A 17,330-nucleotide genomic window follows, 5' to 3' on the forward strand; every position below is an offset into this window, starting at 1 on the left:
AGAAGAACACCTTGCCTCAATTGCAAGGTGTTATCTGTGTGGGGAGGAAGAAAACTAAAATTGATTAAATATAGGATAGGGGGGTATACTAATAAAAGAGAATTAAAGGCACCGCAAAGTATATCCATGATTGGAGTGATAGCCTATGTGGAATAAGAAGGGGACCTTGCTAATCTTAACGGGCCTGCTTGCTTTGGGATTGTTGACATCATGCGATAACGCGAAGCAGGTACAAGATACGGGTGGCCAGGGAGGGAACCCAAATCAGGAAAACGCAAACCAGGAAGAGAACGGACACAGTGGACACGAAGGCGGGCATGAGGCTGCCTCGAACAACTACAAAGCTGCAGTTACATCGAATGAGCCGGTAAGCGCAGGCACCGAAACCGAGCTATCGATTCAGATCACAGACAGTAACGGCGCACCCGTCCAGGAATTTGATGTCAATCATGAGAAACTGCTGCATCTGATCATCGTGAATCGGGATTTGTCTTTTTTCCACCATATCCATCCCGATTACATGGAGAATGGTAAATTTACCGTGAAAACTACTTTTCCGGCTGGCGGCGAATATAAATGGTTTGCGGATTTTGTCCCCAAGGGTGCTGAAGGGACGACGCTAAGCGAATGGCTCCGGATCGAGGGAGAAGAAGGAGAAGCTTCGGCAGTTAAACCTGACACCAGTCTGATCCAACAAGTAAACGGCAAGGAAATTGAACTGAGCCTGAGCAATACCTTATCGAATGAAGAGGTTGTGCTCAGCTATCATATTCGGGATGCGCAGACAAAGCAGGGAATCAGCGATTTGGAGCCATACCTGGGCGCGGTCGGGCATGTTGTCATTCTGTCCGCAGACGCCCAGCAGTACATCCATGTGCATCCTCTGGAGGAGCAGAGCACGGGACCGAAAGCGGAGTTTGTCGCTACCTTTCCGCATAGCGGCATCTACAAGATTTGGGGGCAATTTCAACACCAGGGCGAAGTGATGACGGTGCCTTTTGTCGTTGAGATCCAGTAATATTCACTTACAAGGAGTGATCGATATGACGGAAACATTGAAAATATACACCATTCCCACCTGCAGCGACTGCCATCACGCCAAGCGTTATTTCAAGGAGCAGGGAGTTCCGTACATGGAATATGATTGCACACAGAATCCGGAATATCCGGAAGAAGTGAGGCGTCTGACGGGGAAACAGATTGTGCCTACCATCGTTATTGGCGATAACGTATTTATCGGATTTGCCGATAACCTGCAAGAAATCAGGGAATTGTTCAGATAAACCAGCGATTATGGTTATAAAAAAGAAGCATGGTTCGTTCCTCGCGGAATGATCCATGCTTCTTTGCATGTGGTGTTCCCGATCGCAGCGCGTTGCTTATCGCGCCGGGCGTCGTTCATCTTCTGGAGCCTTCCGCATCAAGCGGGCAATGCCCTTGATTTTAAACGATGACATGAGTGGCAATGTCAAGGGAGACCATGATCACGAAATTTGATGCTACACCCTATAAAACGTAAAGAATCAGGCATTGTATGGCTAGAATGTTCATTTTCGGGAGTTTTTTAATGTTAATTCGAAGGTGTAAATAATCTGTAGCGGTGTTATTATATGGATTGCGTCTTTTGGAAGATTATCGCTTCTGCAAGCGTTGATAACTGATCATAGATTTCTGAAACGATTCCAAATATTGCACGTATCAATACTCACTGCTTAGATGGAAGGGGTAAGAACCAGTGGATAATGGAATGAATGTCATTTTGTTTGAAAAGAGACCGGATGGTGAACTGATCCAGATTGAAGAGCGTGCATGGACGATTAACATGGTTGCCGCACTGGAGCATGTGAACTATATCGTCGCAGGCGGCCGGGAATACGAAACGATTGAAGGCAGATTAAATGTAGACACGGGCAAACTGGAGCTTCTGCTCGTTCCGATGCGGAACGAATGAACCCTGTCCGAAAGGAGAAATCATCTTGAGTCATGAAAAAGACAAAAAAGAGCATCCGGCATCGAAATGGCTGACGCCGGATGGCAAACCGATCCGGGTCTTGTCAAGCTCGCTCGGCATCGCTTTGTTAGCGAATGCTTTTCTGGTATCGGGCGCAGCCGCAAAGGATCTCGCATCGGAAGCGGTTACCTCGGCTGACGAGCCGCAGCTGGTGTCCTGGTCAACAGAAGAAGTAAAGAAGTATTTTGATAAGAATGTGGATTGGAACATTCCGTTTCCAAGCGAGGAAGAATTCCAGGATGAGCCGGTCGAGGGAGCTGCAGCAGGCTCAGGCGGCGGAACGACGGTTGTCAACAACTATGGCGGGTACAACTCAGGCTTCGGCTGGGATGATCTACTGCTCTATCACATGCTGTTTAACAACGGTTCCTATTATTCATCCAGCGGATGGTATAACAATCACCGCGGTTATTACGCGAACAGTGGTAAACCATACAAACCCCGCACGTATTCGAGTGGTACGTTCCAGAACAAACCGGTGGTAAACTCGACTGTTCGCCCCAAAACTTCAACCTCATCTTCGGGTACGATTACACGCCGCTCCACCTCGTCCAAATCCGGCGGCATTGGTGGTAATTCCAGTGGATTCAGCTCCTCGGGTTCGAAATCCAGCTCCAGATCCGGTGGTTTTGGCGGATGAGTCAAGAAAGTGTGTTTGAAGTTACAGGAAAGCCCGAGCTCAATCGGAACGGGCGGGTGTCAGAGCTTGCGGAGCTTGGATTTACGTGGGCGGACATGGAAGGGGAAGCCTACTGGATAGACCAGATTGTGACCATGCGTCAAGAGACCTATCACGAGCTGGAAGAAGCGGCATCTATACTGTGGACGATTTTAGACAAAACCGTTCGCAATATTCATCGCAATCATCACATATACAGTTTGATTGGCATTCCGCCAATCCTATGGCAAATGCTCGATGAATGCCCGCTCCCGGAGGAGGGGCTGATCAGCAGGTATGCCAGGTTTGACTTTGCCATTGCCCATGACGGCAGCATCAAGCTGCTTGAGTTGAATGCGGATACGCCTACAGGCTATGTTGAAGCTTCCATTGCCACTCCATGGCTGTGTCGGCAAGCCGGAATCTTCTCGCCCAATGAAGGAATGCAGGAGCTGGTTGCAGCGGCGTGGGGAGTGGAGCGTCCCGATACGGCAGCCTGTATTGCATATGGTGAGCACAAAGAGGACTCCGGTACGATTGAAGCGTTGGTCCGGCATAGCGGTCTTGATATTCAATTGGTGGATTGTCTTGATCTGTGGGTGGATGAAGGCATGCTGAAGGACGGTGCCGGCCGGGAGATCCACCGAATGTTTGCCCTATACCCGAAGGAATGGATGTCCGTCGATGATGGCGGAGATGCGCTGGCCTATGCCATCGAGACGGGACGACTGCAGCTGTTCAACTCACCGCACAGCATTCTGCTGCAATCCAAAGGTTTGCTTGCCGCCATGTGGGGGATGTATGAGCTGGGGCTTCTGTACGAGGAGAACGAACGGGAAGCCATCCTTAAATATATGCTGCCGACATACAACAAACCGGTGTTCTCCGGTCATTTTGTCTCCAAATCCATGTTCGGCCGTGAAGGTGGTTCTGTTAAACTGTACGATCAGGCAGGTCAGCTTGAAGTAGAGGATCAGGACGGCTACGACACGAGTGTGATGTTCCCGACGGTCTATCAACGAAGAGCGGACTTGGCTCGGGTTGAGACAGCGGAAGGAGCATTTCATTTATTGACCGGATTGTTCGTGCTGAATGGAACCCCTTGCGGCTTGCTCGGACGGGCGGGCGGCTTGATTACGGGGAATTCCAGCCATTTTATCGCAATGGGAGTGAAATAAATGCAGTTGAAACAAAAGGGAATGCAGCCAAGCGGCGCTCCTCTAAGGAAGAGGAAGCCTTCTGTCGTGCTGGCTGTACTGATTCTATCGATCATGGTGCTGGCGCTGAGCGCATGCGGAAGCAATGAGTCGTCCGTGTTCCATAGCGGTTCTTCAGAGGAAGTATCCTCCTCTACCCGTGTGCCATGGGACTACCGAATTGTTGAAGGCACGGTAGGCGATTTGATTGGCGGAGATATGACAGTGCTGCCGGATAACGAGCTGCTGCCAAACGACAACAATTATGCGACCGGGGACAAAATCTGGACGCTTGAATTCATGGACGCCGAACTCGCCACCGATGCGAATCAGCGGAATGATATCCGGTTATCCTCCTGGCAGACGATCAAATCGTTCAAGGACAAGAAGAGCGCGCAAGCGGATTTAACCAACCTGAAAGTCACGGTTAAAACGGATGTGAAGCTGATTGGTGTATACAAAACAACATACAAAAAAGAAACAAGACATTTTGCGGTAGTTGAATTGCCGACAGGAAACCGGATCAAACAGCCGATTGACGAGAAGCGTTTTACCGCAATGGAGAAAAAGAAAACGGTTGATGTTGTATTGGAGGAAGTCCATGATTTCGCCGATTACGACTTGGCCTATGCAAAATTTCGGGGGTGGGCGGATTGACGGTCGTTGTTAATATTGTAATAAGTGTGCTCTGCATTATCGTGCTTCAATTGCTGGGAATGTTAATATTTAGCTGGATGACCCGGTTTAACGACATGGAGGAGCTGAAGAAAGGGAATACAGCGGTAGGACTGGCTTTTGGAGGCAAATTTATGGCAACGGCCATTATCCTGGGGATATCAGCATACACGAATTCATCGATCTGGCATATGATTCTGTGGTTTGCCGTAGGGTATGTATGTTTGATCGTTGCCTATTGGGTATTCGAGCTGGTTACGCCGGGTCTTCGCATCTCCGAGCAACTGCAAAAGGGGAATGTAGCTATCGGAATTCTGCTCGCTATGGTGTTTATCGGTACAGCCTTTGCGATCAGCAGCTTGATTATTTAGGAAGAATAGCGCCCTTGGGGAGAGGATCAGGAACGTGCACTTTTTTCTAAGATTATCTTTGAAAATGATGCGTCTGCGTAAAACGACGATAAGCGTACTTGTCATTCTGTTTGTGGTACTGTGCTCGACGCTGGCATTTCTGCTGGAACCGGAAACCTTTCAGAACGGGTTTAACGCCTTTTATTGGGTGCTTACCACGATGGCAACCGTAGGTTACGGCGATTATTATGCAGTCACAGTGCCCGGCAAGATACTGACCATATTTATATATATTTTTGGTATCGGGCTGCTGAGTTTAGTAATTGGTAAAGTGATCGAATCGTTTGGAAGTATGCAGCGGCAGAGAGGGGCGGGCAGGTTGAATTTTCGGGGCAGCGGTCAAGTGATCATTATAAACTGGAGCAAAAAAGCGCAATCCGCCATCGATGAGATTTTGTCGTATTCGCCGGAGTCCGAGATTGTTGTCATTGATGATTCCAGTCAGCATCCTGCAGAGCATCTCGAACAGGTGCATTTTATTAGCGGGGACCCGTCAGCAGATGACGTGCTGATGCGGGCCAATATCCTGGAGGCGAAATCGGCGATTGTATTTGCAGACGCTCGGATTGATGAATCGGCGCTGGTGGATGGCAAATCGCTCTTGATTGTTTCTAGCATTGAACGGATTGCACCAAATGTACATACCACGGTGGAGATTGTTCAGGAGAAGCATGTTCAGAATTTCCGCCACAACCATGTGAACGAGTTTGTTCTTTCGCATGATGCGGTTTCCCGCTTAGCGGTACGTGCAGCTCTGCAGGAGGGCAATTCGGATGTGCTGATGCAACTGCTTAGCCGTGAGCATGGCGATGATATATATGAAGTGTCATTGAACCAGGCATGGAAGACTTATGGCGATGCCTTTCAGGATCTGCTGCGGCAGGGAGCGACGCTTATCTCCGATCGCAACGACCTCACCATTAACCGCAAGCTGGATCAGCCGATCCCGCGGGACGCCAAGCTGTATGTTGTCTCGGACGAGGCAACCTATAGGCGGATTGTTGGTAAACTTGCTTGACATTTCGAATTGCCATGGTTTAATATGGCTTAAATATTATGGAAACAATGAAAAGCTATGAAGAGAAGAGTAGTTGAGAAACGTTGTTTGCAGAGAGCTCCTGGCAGGTGGGAATGGAGCAGCAATATTCTTAATGAACAAAGACTCGGAGCTGCGTAAGGAATTGGGCAGAAGGGCTCAAGGATGTTACGACGGGCCTCTCCCGTTACAGAGATAGGGTATAAGCATCGTGATGCCGTACCTGAAGAGGTGGAACTGGTGACAGCTTTCACAAACCGGGGTGGTACCACGAAGCGTATTCTCAAAGCTCTCGTCCTCAAGATGACAATCTTGCGGATGAGGGCTTTTTTTGGTTTTTACCAAACGAATTAGAGGAGGGCTCGGAATGCATTGGTCAGAACGAATCGCGAACGAATTGATCGAGAGGTATCCAGATAGGCAGACCTATGTGTGCGCAGCCGGAATCAGTCCTTCCGGGGCTGTGCATATCGGAAATTTCCGGGAAATCGTGACGGCCTATTTTGTAACAAAAGCGCTGAGAAAGCAGGGCAGGAAGGTTCGGTTTATTTTCTCTTGGGATGATTTTGACCGATTCCGGAAGGTTCCTGCGGGAGTGGACCCGGGGTTTGAGCAGTACATCGGCATGCCCTACGTGGAGGTCCCATGTCCGTTCGGATGTCATGCTTCCTATGCGGAGCATTATGAGAAGGAGTTCGAGCTTGCCTTAGCCGAATTCGGGATCGAACCCGAGTTTATTTATCAGAGCCGGGAGTACCAATCCAGGCGGTATAATTCGCTTATGCTTCACGCGATCCGACACAGGACGGAAATTTACGATATCTTGCATGCCTTCAAAACGGGTGGAGCCCATGACCAAGAACGGGCTGTTTATTATCCAGTACAGGTATACTGTGAGGAATGCAGAAGGGATACAACGACGATACAGCAATTCGATGAGCAAACGGAAAGATTGGGTTATGCCTGCATCTGTGGGCATCGGGGCACCCTGTCGATCCTGCAGGCAACGCATATGAAATTGCAGTGGAAAATCGATTGGCCCATGCGCTGGAAGATGGAAAATGTCGCCTTCGAGCCGGGAGGCAGAGACCATTCGTCGGAAACAGGCAGCTACAATGTATCCAAAGTGATCTCGGAGAACATTTTCGGAAATCCAGCGCCTTCCTATGCGGCCTACGAATTTATAAGCATGAAGGGGAGCCATGCAAAAATGTCCAGCTCTTCCGGCAGCAACTATACGCCTGGGGACCTGCTGAAGGTGTACGCGCCTGAGAATATTCTGTTTATGTTTGCCAAGTATCAGCCGAATGCACCCTTCCATATCGGACTTGATGAAGATGTGATCCGTAACTATACCGAATATGAGCGTTACCGCAATCCTGCTGCTTCTAAGGAGTTAAGCCCTGATATTGAGGCTGCACTCGAGCTCTCCATGCCGGACAGCCATCCGGGCCGGGCTCCCAAATTCAGCCAGCTATCCGGCATATTGCCGCTCGTGAATTTTGATTACCGACTTCTGCAGGAGCTATTGCATCGAGTTGGTGAAAGTTATGCGAAGGAGCAGCTCGAACCCACCGCACGACGAGCCGAGTATTGGATCAAACACTGGTATCCGCAAAAGCTGATTACCGTGAAGGAGCACCAGGATCACCAACGGTACGAGACGTTGGATTCATTGGAGCGGCAATGGCTTCACACCGTATGCGATCTGCTGAAGGATGCCGAGCTTACTGGATCAACACGAATGGAGAAGATCTATGCGATCTGCCACCATGATGATAAGAAGATGATGAAACAAAATCAGAAGCGTTTGTTCAGCCTTATCTATCAATTGGTCCTTGGCCGCGATGAAGGTCCCCGTATGCCGATCTTGATCGAGGGTGTCGGCGTGCATCGAATGCTTGATCTCCTGAATTTTCAGAAATAAGGAGGACGGGTTTTATCCTCGGGGGGAGGTACAATCGACTTGGTCACAAAGACGTGGGCAATTCATCAGATGTCCGGGGAACTACAGTGGATTTCAGGGTCGGATGTTGCCGATGTCTAAACGATGAATCAATTAACGCCACTGGCGCTTATATAGGGGCGGGTAGAGGAGTGGAGATATTCGACATTTTGGAGGTGAAGGTGACATTTGCCTGTAGAATAAACGGTAATCAAGGTAACTTTTTCAACCTCATAGCCTTACAAACAGACCCGCAAGACTAATTATCGGGTCTGTTTTATGTTGTCATGCCCGGATTTGTGTAAATTTTCAAACTAATTTATGTAAACTACTGCTAAGTAATCGAGACCGAAATCATCAAAAATAGGCGATACTTACCACTTGATCCTGATAATCAAATCTATAGAATATTACCCAATCCCGGTACAGGACTCTGTTCTCATTTTGTATAAAAGGCTAATATTGCCAATCCTTTACAGAATGCGGTTCTCAGCCGTTTTTTTATACGACTTTGGTATCAATTTTGTCATAACTATGGATAATGATGTAAAAATGACCGGAACTTTAGCAATTTTTCTGCGTTTAATATTACGATTCACGAAAATTTTCTGAAAACGGTCTGAACACGCTGTACTCCTTTCATGGGATAAAGTCATACAGGCTACAGCTTCTTCGGGGCCATGCCCGTTAGCTACACGTAACTAACATCATCTTGTGAAGTTGTCAAATGACAAGGTTGAAGAGACGGCGATGCATGATTCGGGGGAAAAGTTATGGGAGTGTTAAATCCGCTTCTTTAAGACTACTGTCGGTATTAGAAAAGTTGGTAAAGAAGGAATATGGTATCGGGAACGCATCGGCTATAGAATGACGAGTATAGCTCACGTCATGAACGTCGGTGCAGCAATCAGCATGTCATAGAAGGGGCAGGTGAGCAACGAAGACGATGAGCAGACGAAAATGGTGGGTAATCGCAGCGCTTTGCACTATAGTGCTTCTCTGCGGTGCCGCTGTAATTCTAGGATATCTAAGACCGTCATTAAAAACGTATGCGGATGCGGACGGCGTGAAAATGAAGTTCAAAACCGAGGGCACCTCTTTATTGGAATATGAAAACGAAGAGGTTTGGAATGAGGTTTTTGCCAAAGGCGTGAATCTGGGTGCAACGGTACCGGGGCATTATCCTGGTGAGCTGCCGGCAACGGAGGAGGATTACCTGCGTTGGTTCAAGCAGATTGATGACATGGGAGCAAACGTCATCAGGGTCTATACGGTGCACAATCCGGTCTTTTACTCGGCTTTGGTGAAATATAACCGTGATAAAGGCGAAGACCCCCTGTACTTTATGCAGGGCATCTGGTCGCCGGAGGAGCAGCTGATCGAGCGTCAGGATGCTTATGACGAGGAAATCGTCCAGACGTTTAAAGCCGAAATATCCAAGGCAGTCGCGGCTGTCTATGGGGATATCAACGTAGAGCCCAAACATGGGCAGTCGAGTGGCAAGTATAAGGTCAATGCAGGCAAGTACCTGATGGCCTGGCATGTGGGTACAGAGTGGGACCCCGCCATGGTTGAGAAAACAAATACGGTACATAAGGATGTTCCTCAATACGAGGGCTCCTATTTCTCGGGGACGGAAGACGCAAGCCCCTTCGAGAATTGGCTGGCATCTTTATTGGATTATACGGCTACCGAGGAGCAGAAGTATGGCTGGCAGCATCCGATGACATTTACGAATTGGGTCACAACGGATGTGCTGGAGCATCCCGGCGAACCGCTGTTCGAGGAGGATCTGGTGTCTGTGGACGCGAGGCATGTCACACCGGTGAATTGGGAAGCAGGATATTTTGCGGCTTACCATGTGTATCCGTACTATCCGGATTTCTTCCGAACGGACGAAACATTGCAGACCATTCCTGATGGAGACGGGGAATACAACACATACAAAGCCTACCTGCGCAAATTGAAGGCGGAGTTCGAGGATATGCCGATCATGGTCACCGAATATGGCGTGCCGTCATCCATAGGCGTTTCACACCATGGTCCTGGAGGGAGGGATCAAGGCGGACATGATGAAGCAGAGCAGGGTCTGGTCAACGTCTCACTAACCCAGGATATTTACGATGAGGGATATTCCGGGGCAATCCTGTTCATGTGGCAGGACGAATGGTTCAAGAAAACATGGAATACGATGCCTTTTGAAATCCCAGCAGACCGCCGGGCATTCTGGTTGAATGTTCTGACCAACGAGAAGATGTTCGGGGTTCTGGCCATGCAGCCGGGTAAAACAGAGCAGATTACGATTGACGGAGATTTGGCTGACTGGGATAAGCTTCCCGATGGGGAAGTTAAGGCCTGGTCCGGAACGGCTCCGGGGGTGAAGAGCATGAGGCTGACTCATGATGAAGCCTATCTGTACATTGGCATGGAGCTGGGCGAGGTGTTTGACCCTGAGCGTTCGAAGCTCTTCATTGGAGCGGACACGATTCAAGGCGGAGACATCCCGGAGAAGGAGCTGGCAGGACGAACGCTTACCGGCGGAGCTTTGGAGACTTTGATTCAGTTAGGGCAAGAGGACGAGTCCCAGGTAACCATAGCGCCATCTTATGACTTTCACAGCCGATTGTACGGCGAAGAAGGATATTGGATGCTGCCAGGGGAGGAAGCCAAGGGCACGAAGAATGATCCTGTAGTACCGGGTGGATCGTTTCACTCCTGGAAGCTGGCGATCAGCCTGCTGATGAATCCCCCGGACACCCGTTTCTCTCATCCGTTTGTGGATGAAACCGTAGGAATTCTCAAACGGGGGACCACCGATCCGGAATCTCCGGATTTCAATTCTCTTACAGCGTGGCAGTATCAAGGACAGTTCATTGAGATGCGAATTCCTTGGATGCTATTGGGATTCGGAGACCCAAGCTCGCTGCAGGTTGTGGATTACACTCCGCTTCAAGACAAGCGCTCATTCAGCACCGTGACGGCGGATGGAATTCGCTTGGCACCATGGATTGCGGAACGCTCGAAGCAGAACGGGGCTTCGGCAGCCGAATCGCCGGAGGCTATAAACCTGCAGGATATCAAACCCTATACATGGGAGCTGTGGGAAGCCACCAAGTACAGTGAGCGGTTGAAGCAAAGCTATTACGATATGCAGGAAATCTTCACCCGCCTGCCTGAACCGGGGCGGCAATCAGATGCTAAATAAAAGGAGGAGCCATCGGATATGTTTTCAAATTTAGCCATGGCGTACGTATTCATCTATGTATGTCTCGGCCTCATTGCAGCCGGCATTATCCTGTTGTTCCAAATGAAGATCAAGCATAATGCCGAGCAGAAAGAAATGGAACGTTTAAAGAAAAAGTACCATGATTACTTTGTGTATGTGCAGACCCATCTGCATGGCGATATAACGCCAGAGCTTCCGCCTGGCAAACTGACCCCGGCAGAACGCCGGGTCATTCAGGCCAAGTTTATGGAATGGATCGAGCAGTTCAAAGGGGATGCCAGAGAGAAGCTGCTTCGCTTGTGCAGGGATGCCGGATTTGTGGAGGCCGATATCCGGGCACTGTCCAGCCTGCGGAAAGACCGCCGAATCGAGGCGGCCTACCGGCTTGGGGGGATGCGTGCCGAAGAGGCGGTGCCGCAGCTTCAGCATATGATGAATCGCATGAAATACGGTCCCATGACCATCATCATTGCGCGGGCAATAGCCAAAAGCGCGGTGCAGTCCCAGCAGATTCGGGAGATGCTGTCGAAGCTGCTCTCGTACGATAAAGCCATTCATCATATGGCTGCCGATATTTTGCTCGAGACCCGGCTGGATTCGGCCAGCCTTATGCGTAAGCTTCTGGATGATCCGGATCCGGGACTGGTCAAGGTTTCACTCGTTGCCATGTGGGGGCAAGCCATTCCGGCGGTCGTTCCTGCACTGGGCAAACTGGTGGGATCCGAGGAGAAGGACGTACGCGCAGAAGCGGTCAAGCTGTACCTGAGCTCCAACCCTGCCCTGAAGGATGACACCATTGAGGAGCTAATGAATGATCATGCGTGGGAAGTACGTTCAGCAGCAGCGAAGGCGCTGGGACGGCTTCATGCCGCAGGCAGCATTCCGCTTCTGGCTTCTGCCCTGAAGGATGACAATTGGTATGTGCGTAATCATAGCGCCGAGAGTCTTGCCATGCTTGGAGAACAAGGCTTCGAGACACTGTGTCAGGCTGCGTTGACAGGAACCGGTCCGGCAAGGGAAACGGCACTGTACCGGATCGAACGGATCATGGCCAAGGAAGGCGAACATGAACAAGTGGAGCAAATGGTTGCCTATAACAAAAGAAAACTGGTGTACGATCGTTATTTCGGTGTTCAACCGAGTAAGCGCATCGGCACCGTTGCAGGAGTAGGAGGGGATTACACTGCTTAGAGACATCCTGCTCACTTACGGCATGGTGGCGATATATTACGTCATGGCCGTTAGCGCGCTTTATTTTGTAATTCTGTTGTTCTCTTTCAGAAATATCCGGGATATTTTCAGACGGGCTAATTACTCAAAATACAATACGCTGTCCGGCTCCGAGCTGGTACCATCCGTATCCCTGCTGGTTCCCGCTTACAACGAAGAGCTGACGATCGCAGAGAATGTTCGTTGTCTGATGACACTGAATTATCCCACGTACGAGGTTATTGTCATCAATGACGGATCTTCCGACGACACATTGCAGGTGCTGATTGAGGAGTATGGATTGACGCTGCTGCCAAATCCGGAGCTGCGCGGGAACATCCATACCCATAAGATGCGCGGGATTTATTACAACCCCCAGTATCCGCAGTTATACGTGATTGATAAAGAGAACGGCGGCAAGGCGGATTCATTGAACGCGGGAATCAACCTCTCCCGTTATCCGCTGATCTCTTCCATTGATGCGGATTCATTGCTGGAGAAGGATGCGCTGATCCGGATGGCCCGGATGTATATGGAGAACCCGGAAGAGACGGTGGCCATCGGGGGAGATGTTCGAATTGCCAACGGCTGCGTGATTGAGAACGGAGAGGTTAAGGACGTATCCTTGCCGCGCCGTATGTGGCCCATGTTCCAATCGATTGAATACCTCAAAGCTTTTCTGGGGGGACGAATCGGCTGGAGTCATCTTAACGGGCTTATCATCGTCTCCGGAGCCTTCGGCATGTTTCGAAAAGATTATGTCATTGCCGTAGGCGGCTATCGGGGCGGTTATCCCGGAGAAGACATGAATATCATCATCAAGCTGCACCGCTATATGCTGGAAAATAAAATCAAATATCGAGTCTCCTTCTGTCCGGAAGCAGTGTGCTGGACGCAGGCGCCGGACAGCTACAACATATTGTCCAACCAGCGCAAGCGCTGGGGACGGGGAAATTTGAAGAACATGATCGAGAACCGCAATATGCTGTTCAACCCGAAATATAAAGTCATGGGATTGCTGACAATGCCCTACAACGTTATTTTTGAAGCGCTAAACCCTTATTTCAGAATCACGGGCCTTCTGGCTCTGCTTGGATATGTAATGCTGGATATGACAAATTGGCAAGTACTGGTCGTGTTTGGACTCGTCAACTTCTTAAGCGGGTACCTGCTCAGTGTAGGCGCCCTCATCCTGGAGGAGATGGCCTTCCGGCGGTATACCAAATTGTCGGATCTGGTGAAGATGCTTCTCTTCTCGGCACTCAAATTTGTGGGTTACCACCAGTTGGGCGTGCTGTGGAGGGTACAGGGGCATATTCAATACATGCAAAACAACAATTCATGGGGAACCATGACCCGGCAGAGCTGGAAAGACAAGAACGAGGCAGCCTGACATCAAGGCCCGGTTCATGTTTTTACAGCGTCAAACCATAAAGAGAGGTGGGACTTACAATTATGTCTCAATCCGCAACATTGCAACGCGTGCAGGCCGTTGATTTTTACGGCCGCCTGGAGGAGGAAGTGAGAGGACACCGAAACGGAACAGCTTTGCTGTTTCTGTACTGTGCTGGCGATCCGTCCGGAACGGATGCTGAGCTGACGGAGGTCCAAAGCTTTGTGGACCAGCTGTCCGGTGTGAACAGCGAGGTTCTGCGAGATGTCAGTACCGGCGTCTTGGCCCTTACATTGCCTGGGTATACGCTGGATGCCGCCCACTATCAGGCACTGCTCTTGAAGCAGCATCTTCAGGGCCGGCTGGAGCAGTCGGATCCGAGAATTACGCTTGCAGCGCTTACTGAAACACCGTCAACGCAGACGATGAAGCAGATGGCGGAAGCGGCTAGGCTCAGCACCTCTTCGGATATTCATATATTCACGCAGGAGGAAGCAGACCGTGATCAGAGTCGAATTCTTATTGTGGATCAGGACGCCACGGTGAGAGAATTTTTGCAAATACGCTTGGCCATGCAAGGCTATGAAACACTCGAAGCGGTGGATGGCTTGGAGGCTCTGGATCTTATCCCGAAATGGGAGCCTGATCTTGTGCTGACGGAGCTTAATCTGCACGGCATCGATGGTTTGCCCTTCATTCATCATATCCAGCAGCTCAAGGTGAAGGAACCGCCGAAGATTGTTGTATTGACCGAGAAGCGTGTGGAGCAGACCATCAGCCAGTGCTTCCAGAACGGGGTGGATGATTATGTAACCAAGCCGTTCTCGCCGGTAGAGCTGGATGCCCGCATCCGCCGGTGCCTTCATTAAACACATGGATATTAACGTCTTTAGCTTGATGAGGAATGTTTGAATGAAGAATGGATACGTGATTAGTTGAGCTGAGAAGTTCTTTAATCGCAAGGAGAGAGTTCAACAAAACGAGGTCTATCCTTTAGCCAAAAAGTGAGACGATAGACTAACAGACTATACATCCGATGGAGGTTGAATACTTGTGAATGAGGAATACGAAACTTTATTGAGTGCCATTGAAAATAAGAAAGCTGTTTTGGGTGTTGTGGGGCTGGGCTATGTAGGATTACCGCTCGCCGTAGAAATGGTAAGACAGGGATTTACGGTGATTGGAATCGATCTCGATTCAGACAAGATTGATCGAATCTATCGCGGAGAATCCTATATCACGGACATCTCGTCCGAAGAGCTTGCAGCCTGCATGGAGACCGGACGCTTTAAACCAACAACGGATTACAGCATGATTACGGTCATTGATGCGGTTAGCATCTGTGTGCCGACGCCGCTCAGCGAGAACCAGGACCCGGATACATCCTACATTACAATGGTAGTCGATCAGCTCAAACGCTTCATGAAACCCAATCTGTTGATTACTCTGGAGAGCACCACTTATCCGGGAACAACCGAGGAGCTGATCCAGCAGCAGATCGAAAAGCTCGGATATAAGGTTGGTCAGGACTTCTACCTGTGCTTCTCGCCGGAACGGGTAGATCCATCCAACAGCCGGTTTAATACACGCAATACGCCGAAGGTGATCGGCGGAACAACGGATGCTTGCCTTAAACTGGGCGAGGCGTTGTACAAGCAGTACGTGGAGACGGTTGTGCCTGTCAGCAACCCCAAGGTTGCGGAAATGTCCAAGCTGCTAGAGAATACGTTCCGCAGCGTGAACATTGCCTTCGTGAACGAGATGGCCATGATGTGTGATCGCATGGGCATTGATATCTGGGAAGTAATTAATGCGGCAGCAACCAAGCCTTTCGGATTCATGCCGTTCTATCCGGGACCGGGCATCGGCGGTCACTGCATTCCGCTGGACCCTATGTACTTATCCTGGAAGGCCAAGGGTTTCCGTTTCTACAGCAAATTCATCGAGCTGGCGCAATCCACAAATGACAATATGCCATACTATGTGATCAACAAGACGGCTACGATTCTGAATGAGTATGCCAAATCGATTAAGCGCTCCAACATCCTGCTGCTTGGCATGGCGTACAAACCGGACATCAGCGATTTGCGCGAATCGCCGGGACTTGAAGTATATGAGCAGTTTAAGGAGAACGGCGCCTATGTGGAATATTACGATCCGTACGCCAACAGCTTTGTGGACAAGCATGGCACAACGATCCGCAGCGTGGAGTATGACCTCACCAAATTCAGTCGTTACGATTGCATTGTGCTGATCACGAATCATAGTAATCTCGATTACCATTCCATCGCTTCCGCGGGCGTGCCGATCCTGGATACGAGAAATGCATTTAAGGCGTATGCCGAGCCTCATATCTACAAGATTGGCCATTCCGTTCAGCATGTTGCCGAGCCGGATGAGGCCGTCTTGATCTGATGAAGTGGACGAGAAGACTGAGGTATATAAACGCAAAAGCGAAGTTGATCATCCTGGTTGCCGGCATCTGCCTTTTGCTGCTGATCCTTTTTCTTCTTCCGTCAGGCAAGGTGAATCAGAACAAAGCCACTTGGCTGTGGGATGCAAGTCTGATCCGGAGTGAAACGGAGGAGATTGTAGCCTTTAGCGGGAGGGAAGGAATTACAACGATTTTTTTGCAAATCCAAAAAGAGGTTACGGAAGAGGAATATCGCCGCTTTGTGGCGGCTGCCCATCAGAAGGGCATCAGCGTACATGCTTTGGGCGGGCAGCCGGATTGGGCTTATGGGGAAGGCCAGGGTCAAGGGATGGAGCTGTTAACCTGGCTGGACGAGTACAATCAGGCTTCTGCACCTGAGGAGAAATTTGAGGGTGTGCAGTTCGATGTCGAGCCCTATGTGCTAAGGAGATGGGACCGGGAACAGGTGCAGGTCGTGGAAGAATGGAGCGCGAACATGAAAGTGTGGGTGCAGGAGGCGGAGCGTCAGAACCTCCCGCTCAGTGCCGCCGTTCCGTTCTGGCTTGATTCCATACCTGGACCGAAAGGCGAGAATTCGGATTCGTTCAGCCGCTGGATGATTCAGAATACGGATGCAATTGCCGTTATGGCATACCGGGACAGCGGGGAGCAAATGTATGAATTGTCCAAGGAAGAGCTGAAGCAGGCGGACGAACTCGGCAAGTCCGTCTGGATCGGCATGGAGCTTGGGGATACGGAAGAAGGGGAGCATTTGACCTTCTTCACCAAGAGCGAGCAGGAAATGGAGGATGAAGCCCTGAGCGCCGCCAAGCTTGGCAGCGTCCATTCCTCCTTTGCAGGCCTGGCTGTCCATCATTACCAGGCTTGGGTTCACAAACGGACGGTGATGGTCGAGGAAAAACGGTGATTTTGTAGTAAGCCCGGTCCGTATTCCGGGTTAATGTGCAAGCAGCTTCATATCATTCACTCATTCAACTTTCAGCGTACCCCCGGAAGGTCTTCAGAGATCTTCGGGGGTATTTTTTATGCGTTTTTTGAATTGTTTAGAAATTGTATAGAATTGAATTTTATAATGAATCATCAAGTCTAGGAGGATGAAAGATGATTCAAAAGCAGTGGATGGATCGAGTGAATAGG

15 protein-coding genes are annotated in these 17,330 nt (G+C 49.8%); all 15 read left to right on the forward strand.

The features are described from left to right. Positions 1-145 precede the first annotated feature (145 nt). The 15 genes from PGL02S_RS08540 (at position 146) to PGL02S_RS08610 (ending at position 17,100) form a co-directional block, all read left to right on the forward strand. Entirely contained in the window at positions 146-1,018 is an 873-nt protein-coding gene (locus PGL02S_RS08540) for a hypothetical protein (protein WP_036636675.1), read from the forward strand. Positions 1,019-1,043: 25 nt separating this feature from the next. Continuing rightward, positions 1,044-1,283 (forward strand): glutaredoxin family protein, encoded by a 240-nt coding sequence (locus PGL02S_RS08545; protein ID WP_006209294.1) that lies wholly within the window; start codon positions 1,044-1,046, stop codon positions 1,281-1,283. Positions 1,284-1,735: 452 nt separating this feature from the next. Further along, positions 1,736-1,951 (forward strand): hypothetical protein, encoded by a 216-nt coding sequence (locus tag PGL02S_RS08550; protein ID WP_006209295.1) that lies wholly within the window; start codon positions 1,736-1,738, stop codon positions 1,949-1,951. 25 nt (positions 1,952-1,976) lie between these two features. Then, on the forward strand, positions 1,977-2,651 hold the full coding sequence (locus tag PGL02S_RS08555; protein WP_063455996.1) for a hypothetical protein: 675 nt from the start codon (positions 1,977-1,979) through the stop codon (positions 2,649-2,651). After that, on the forward strand, positions 2,648-3,847 hold the full coding sequence (locus tag PGL02S_RS08560; RefSeq protein ID WP_036636677.1) for a glutathionylspermidine synthase family protein: 1,200 nt from the start codon (positions 2,648-2,650) through the stop codon (positions 3,845-3,847). Before PGL02S_RS08555 ends, PGL02S_RS08560 begins: the two co-directional genes overlap by 4 nt. Further along, positions 3,848-4,522: a hypothetical protein gene (locus PGL02S_RS08565; RefSeq protein WP_006209298.1), complete on the forward strand. Its 675-nt coding sequence runs from the start codon at positions 3,848-3,850 to the stop codon at positions 4,520-4,522. Beyond that, complete coding sequence (locus PGL02S_RS08570; protein ID WP_006209299.1) at positions 4,519-4,911, forward strand: DUF350 domain-containing protein; 393 nt, start codon at positions 4,519-4,521, stop codon at positions 4,909-4,911. Before PGL02S_RS08565 ends, PGL02S_RS08570 begins: the two co-directional genes overlap by 4 nt. 34 nt (positions 4,912-4,945) lie before the next feature. Then, positions 4,946-5,968 (forward strand): potassium channel family protein, encoded by a 1,023-nt coding sequence (locus tag PGL02S_RS08575; protein ID WP_006209300.1) that lies wholly within the window; start codon positions 4,946-4,948, stop codon positions 5,966-5,968. 385 nt (positions 5,969-6,353) lie between these two features. Continuing rightward, entirely contained in the window at positions 6,354-7,913 is a 1,560-nt protein-coding gene (lysS, locus tag PGL02S_RS08580) for a lysine--tRNA ligase (RefSeq protein ID WP_036636682.1), read from the forward strand. Positions 7,914-8,877: 964 nt separating this feature from the next. Continuing rightward, positions 8,878-11,136: a hypothetical protein gene (locus PGL02S_RS08585; protein ID WP_036636685.1), complete on the forward strand. Its 2,259-nt coding sequence runs from the start codon at positions 8,878-8,880 to the stop codon at positions 11,134-11,136. An 18-nt stretch (positions 11,137-11,154) separates the two neighbouring features. Continuing rightward, positions 11,155-12,348 (forward strand): HEAT repeat domain-containing protein, encoded by a 1,194-nt coding sequence (locus PGL02S_RS08590; RefSeq protein WP_036636687.1) that lies wholly within the window; start codon positions 11,155-11,157, stop codon positions 12,346-12,348. Between the two features lie 22 nt (positions 12,349-12,370). After that, a complete protein-coding gene (locus PGL02S_RS08595) occupies positions 12,371-13,759 on the forward strand; it encodes a glycosyltransferase family 2 protein (RefSeq protein WP_152825183.1) in 1,389 nt (462 codons plus the stop codon). 62 nt (positions 13,760-13,821) lie between these two features. Continuing rightward, positions 13,822-14,628, forward strand: a complete 807-nt coding sequence (locus PGL02S_RS08600) for a response regulator transcription factor (protein ID WP_006209307.1) — start codon at positions 13,822-13,824, stop codon at positions 14,626-14,628. 184 nt (positions 14,629-14,812) lie between these two features. Continuing rightward, positions 14,813-16,174, forward strand: a complete 1,362-nt coding sequence (locus PGL02S_RS08605) for a nucleotide sugar dehydrogenase (RefSeq protein WP_006209308.1) — start codon at positions 14,813-14,815, stop codon at positions 16,172-16,174. Next, on the forward strand, positions 16,174-17,100 hold the full coding sequence (locus PGL02S_RS08610) for a hypothetical protein (protein ID WP_036636690.1): 927 nt from the start codon (positions 16,174-16,176) through the stop codon (positions 17,098-17,100). The genes PGL02S_RS08605 and PGL02S_RS08610 overlap by 1 nt, the downstream gene beginning before the upstream one ends. The last annotated feature ends 230 nt before the right edge of the window (positions 17,101-17,330 follow it).

It is taken from the genome of Paenibacillus glucanolyticus NBRC 15330 (assembly GCF_004000885.1).
GTDB lineage: Bacteria > Bacillota > Bacilli > Paenibacillales > Paenibacillaceae > Paenibacillus_AQ > Paenibacillus_AQ glucanolyticus.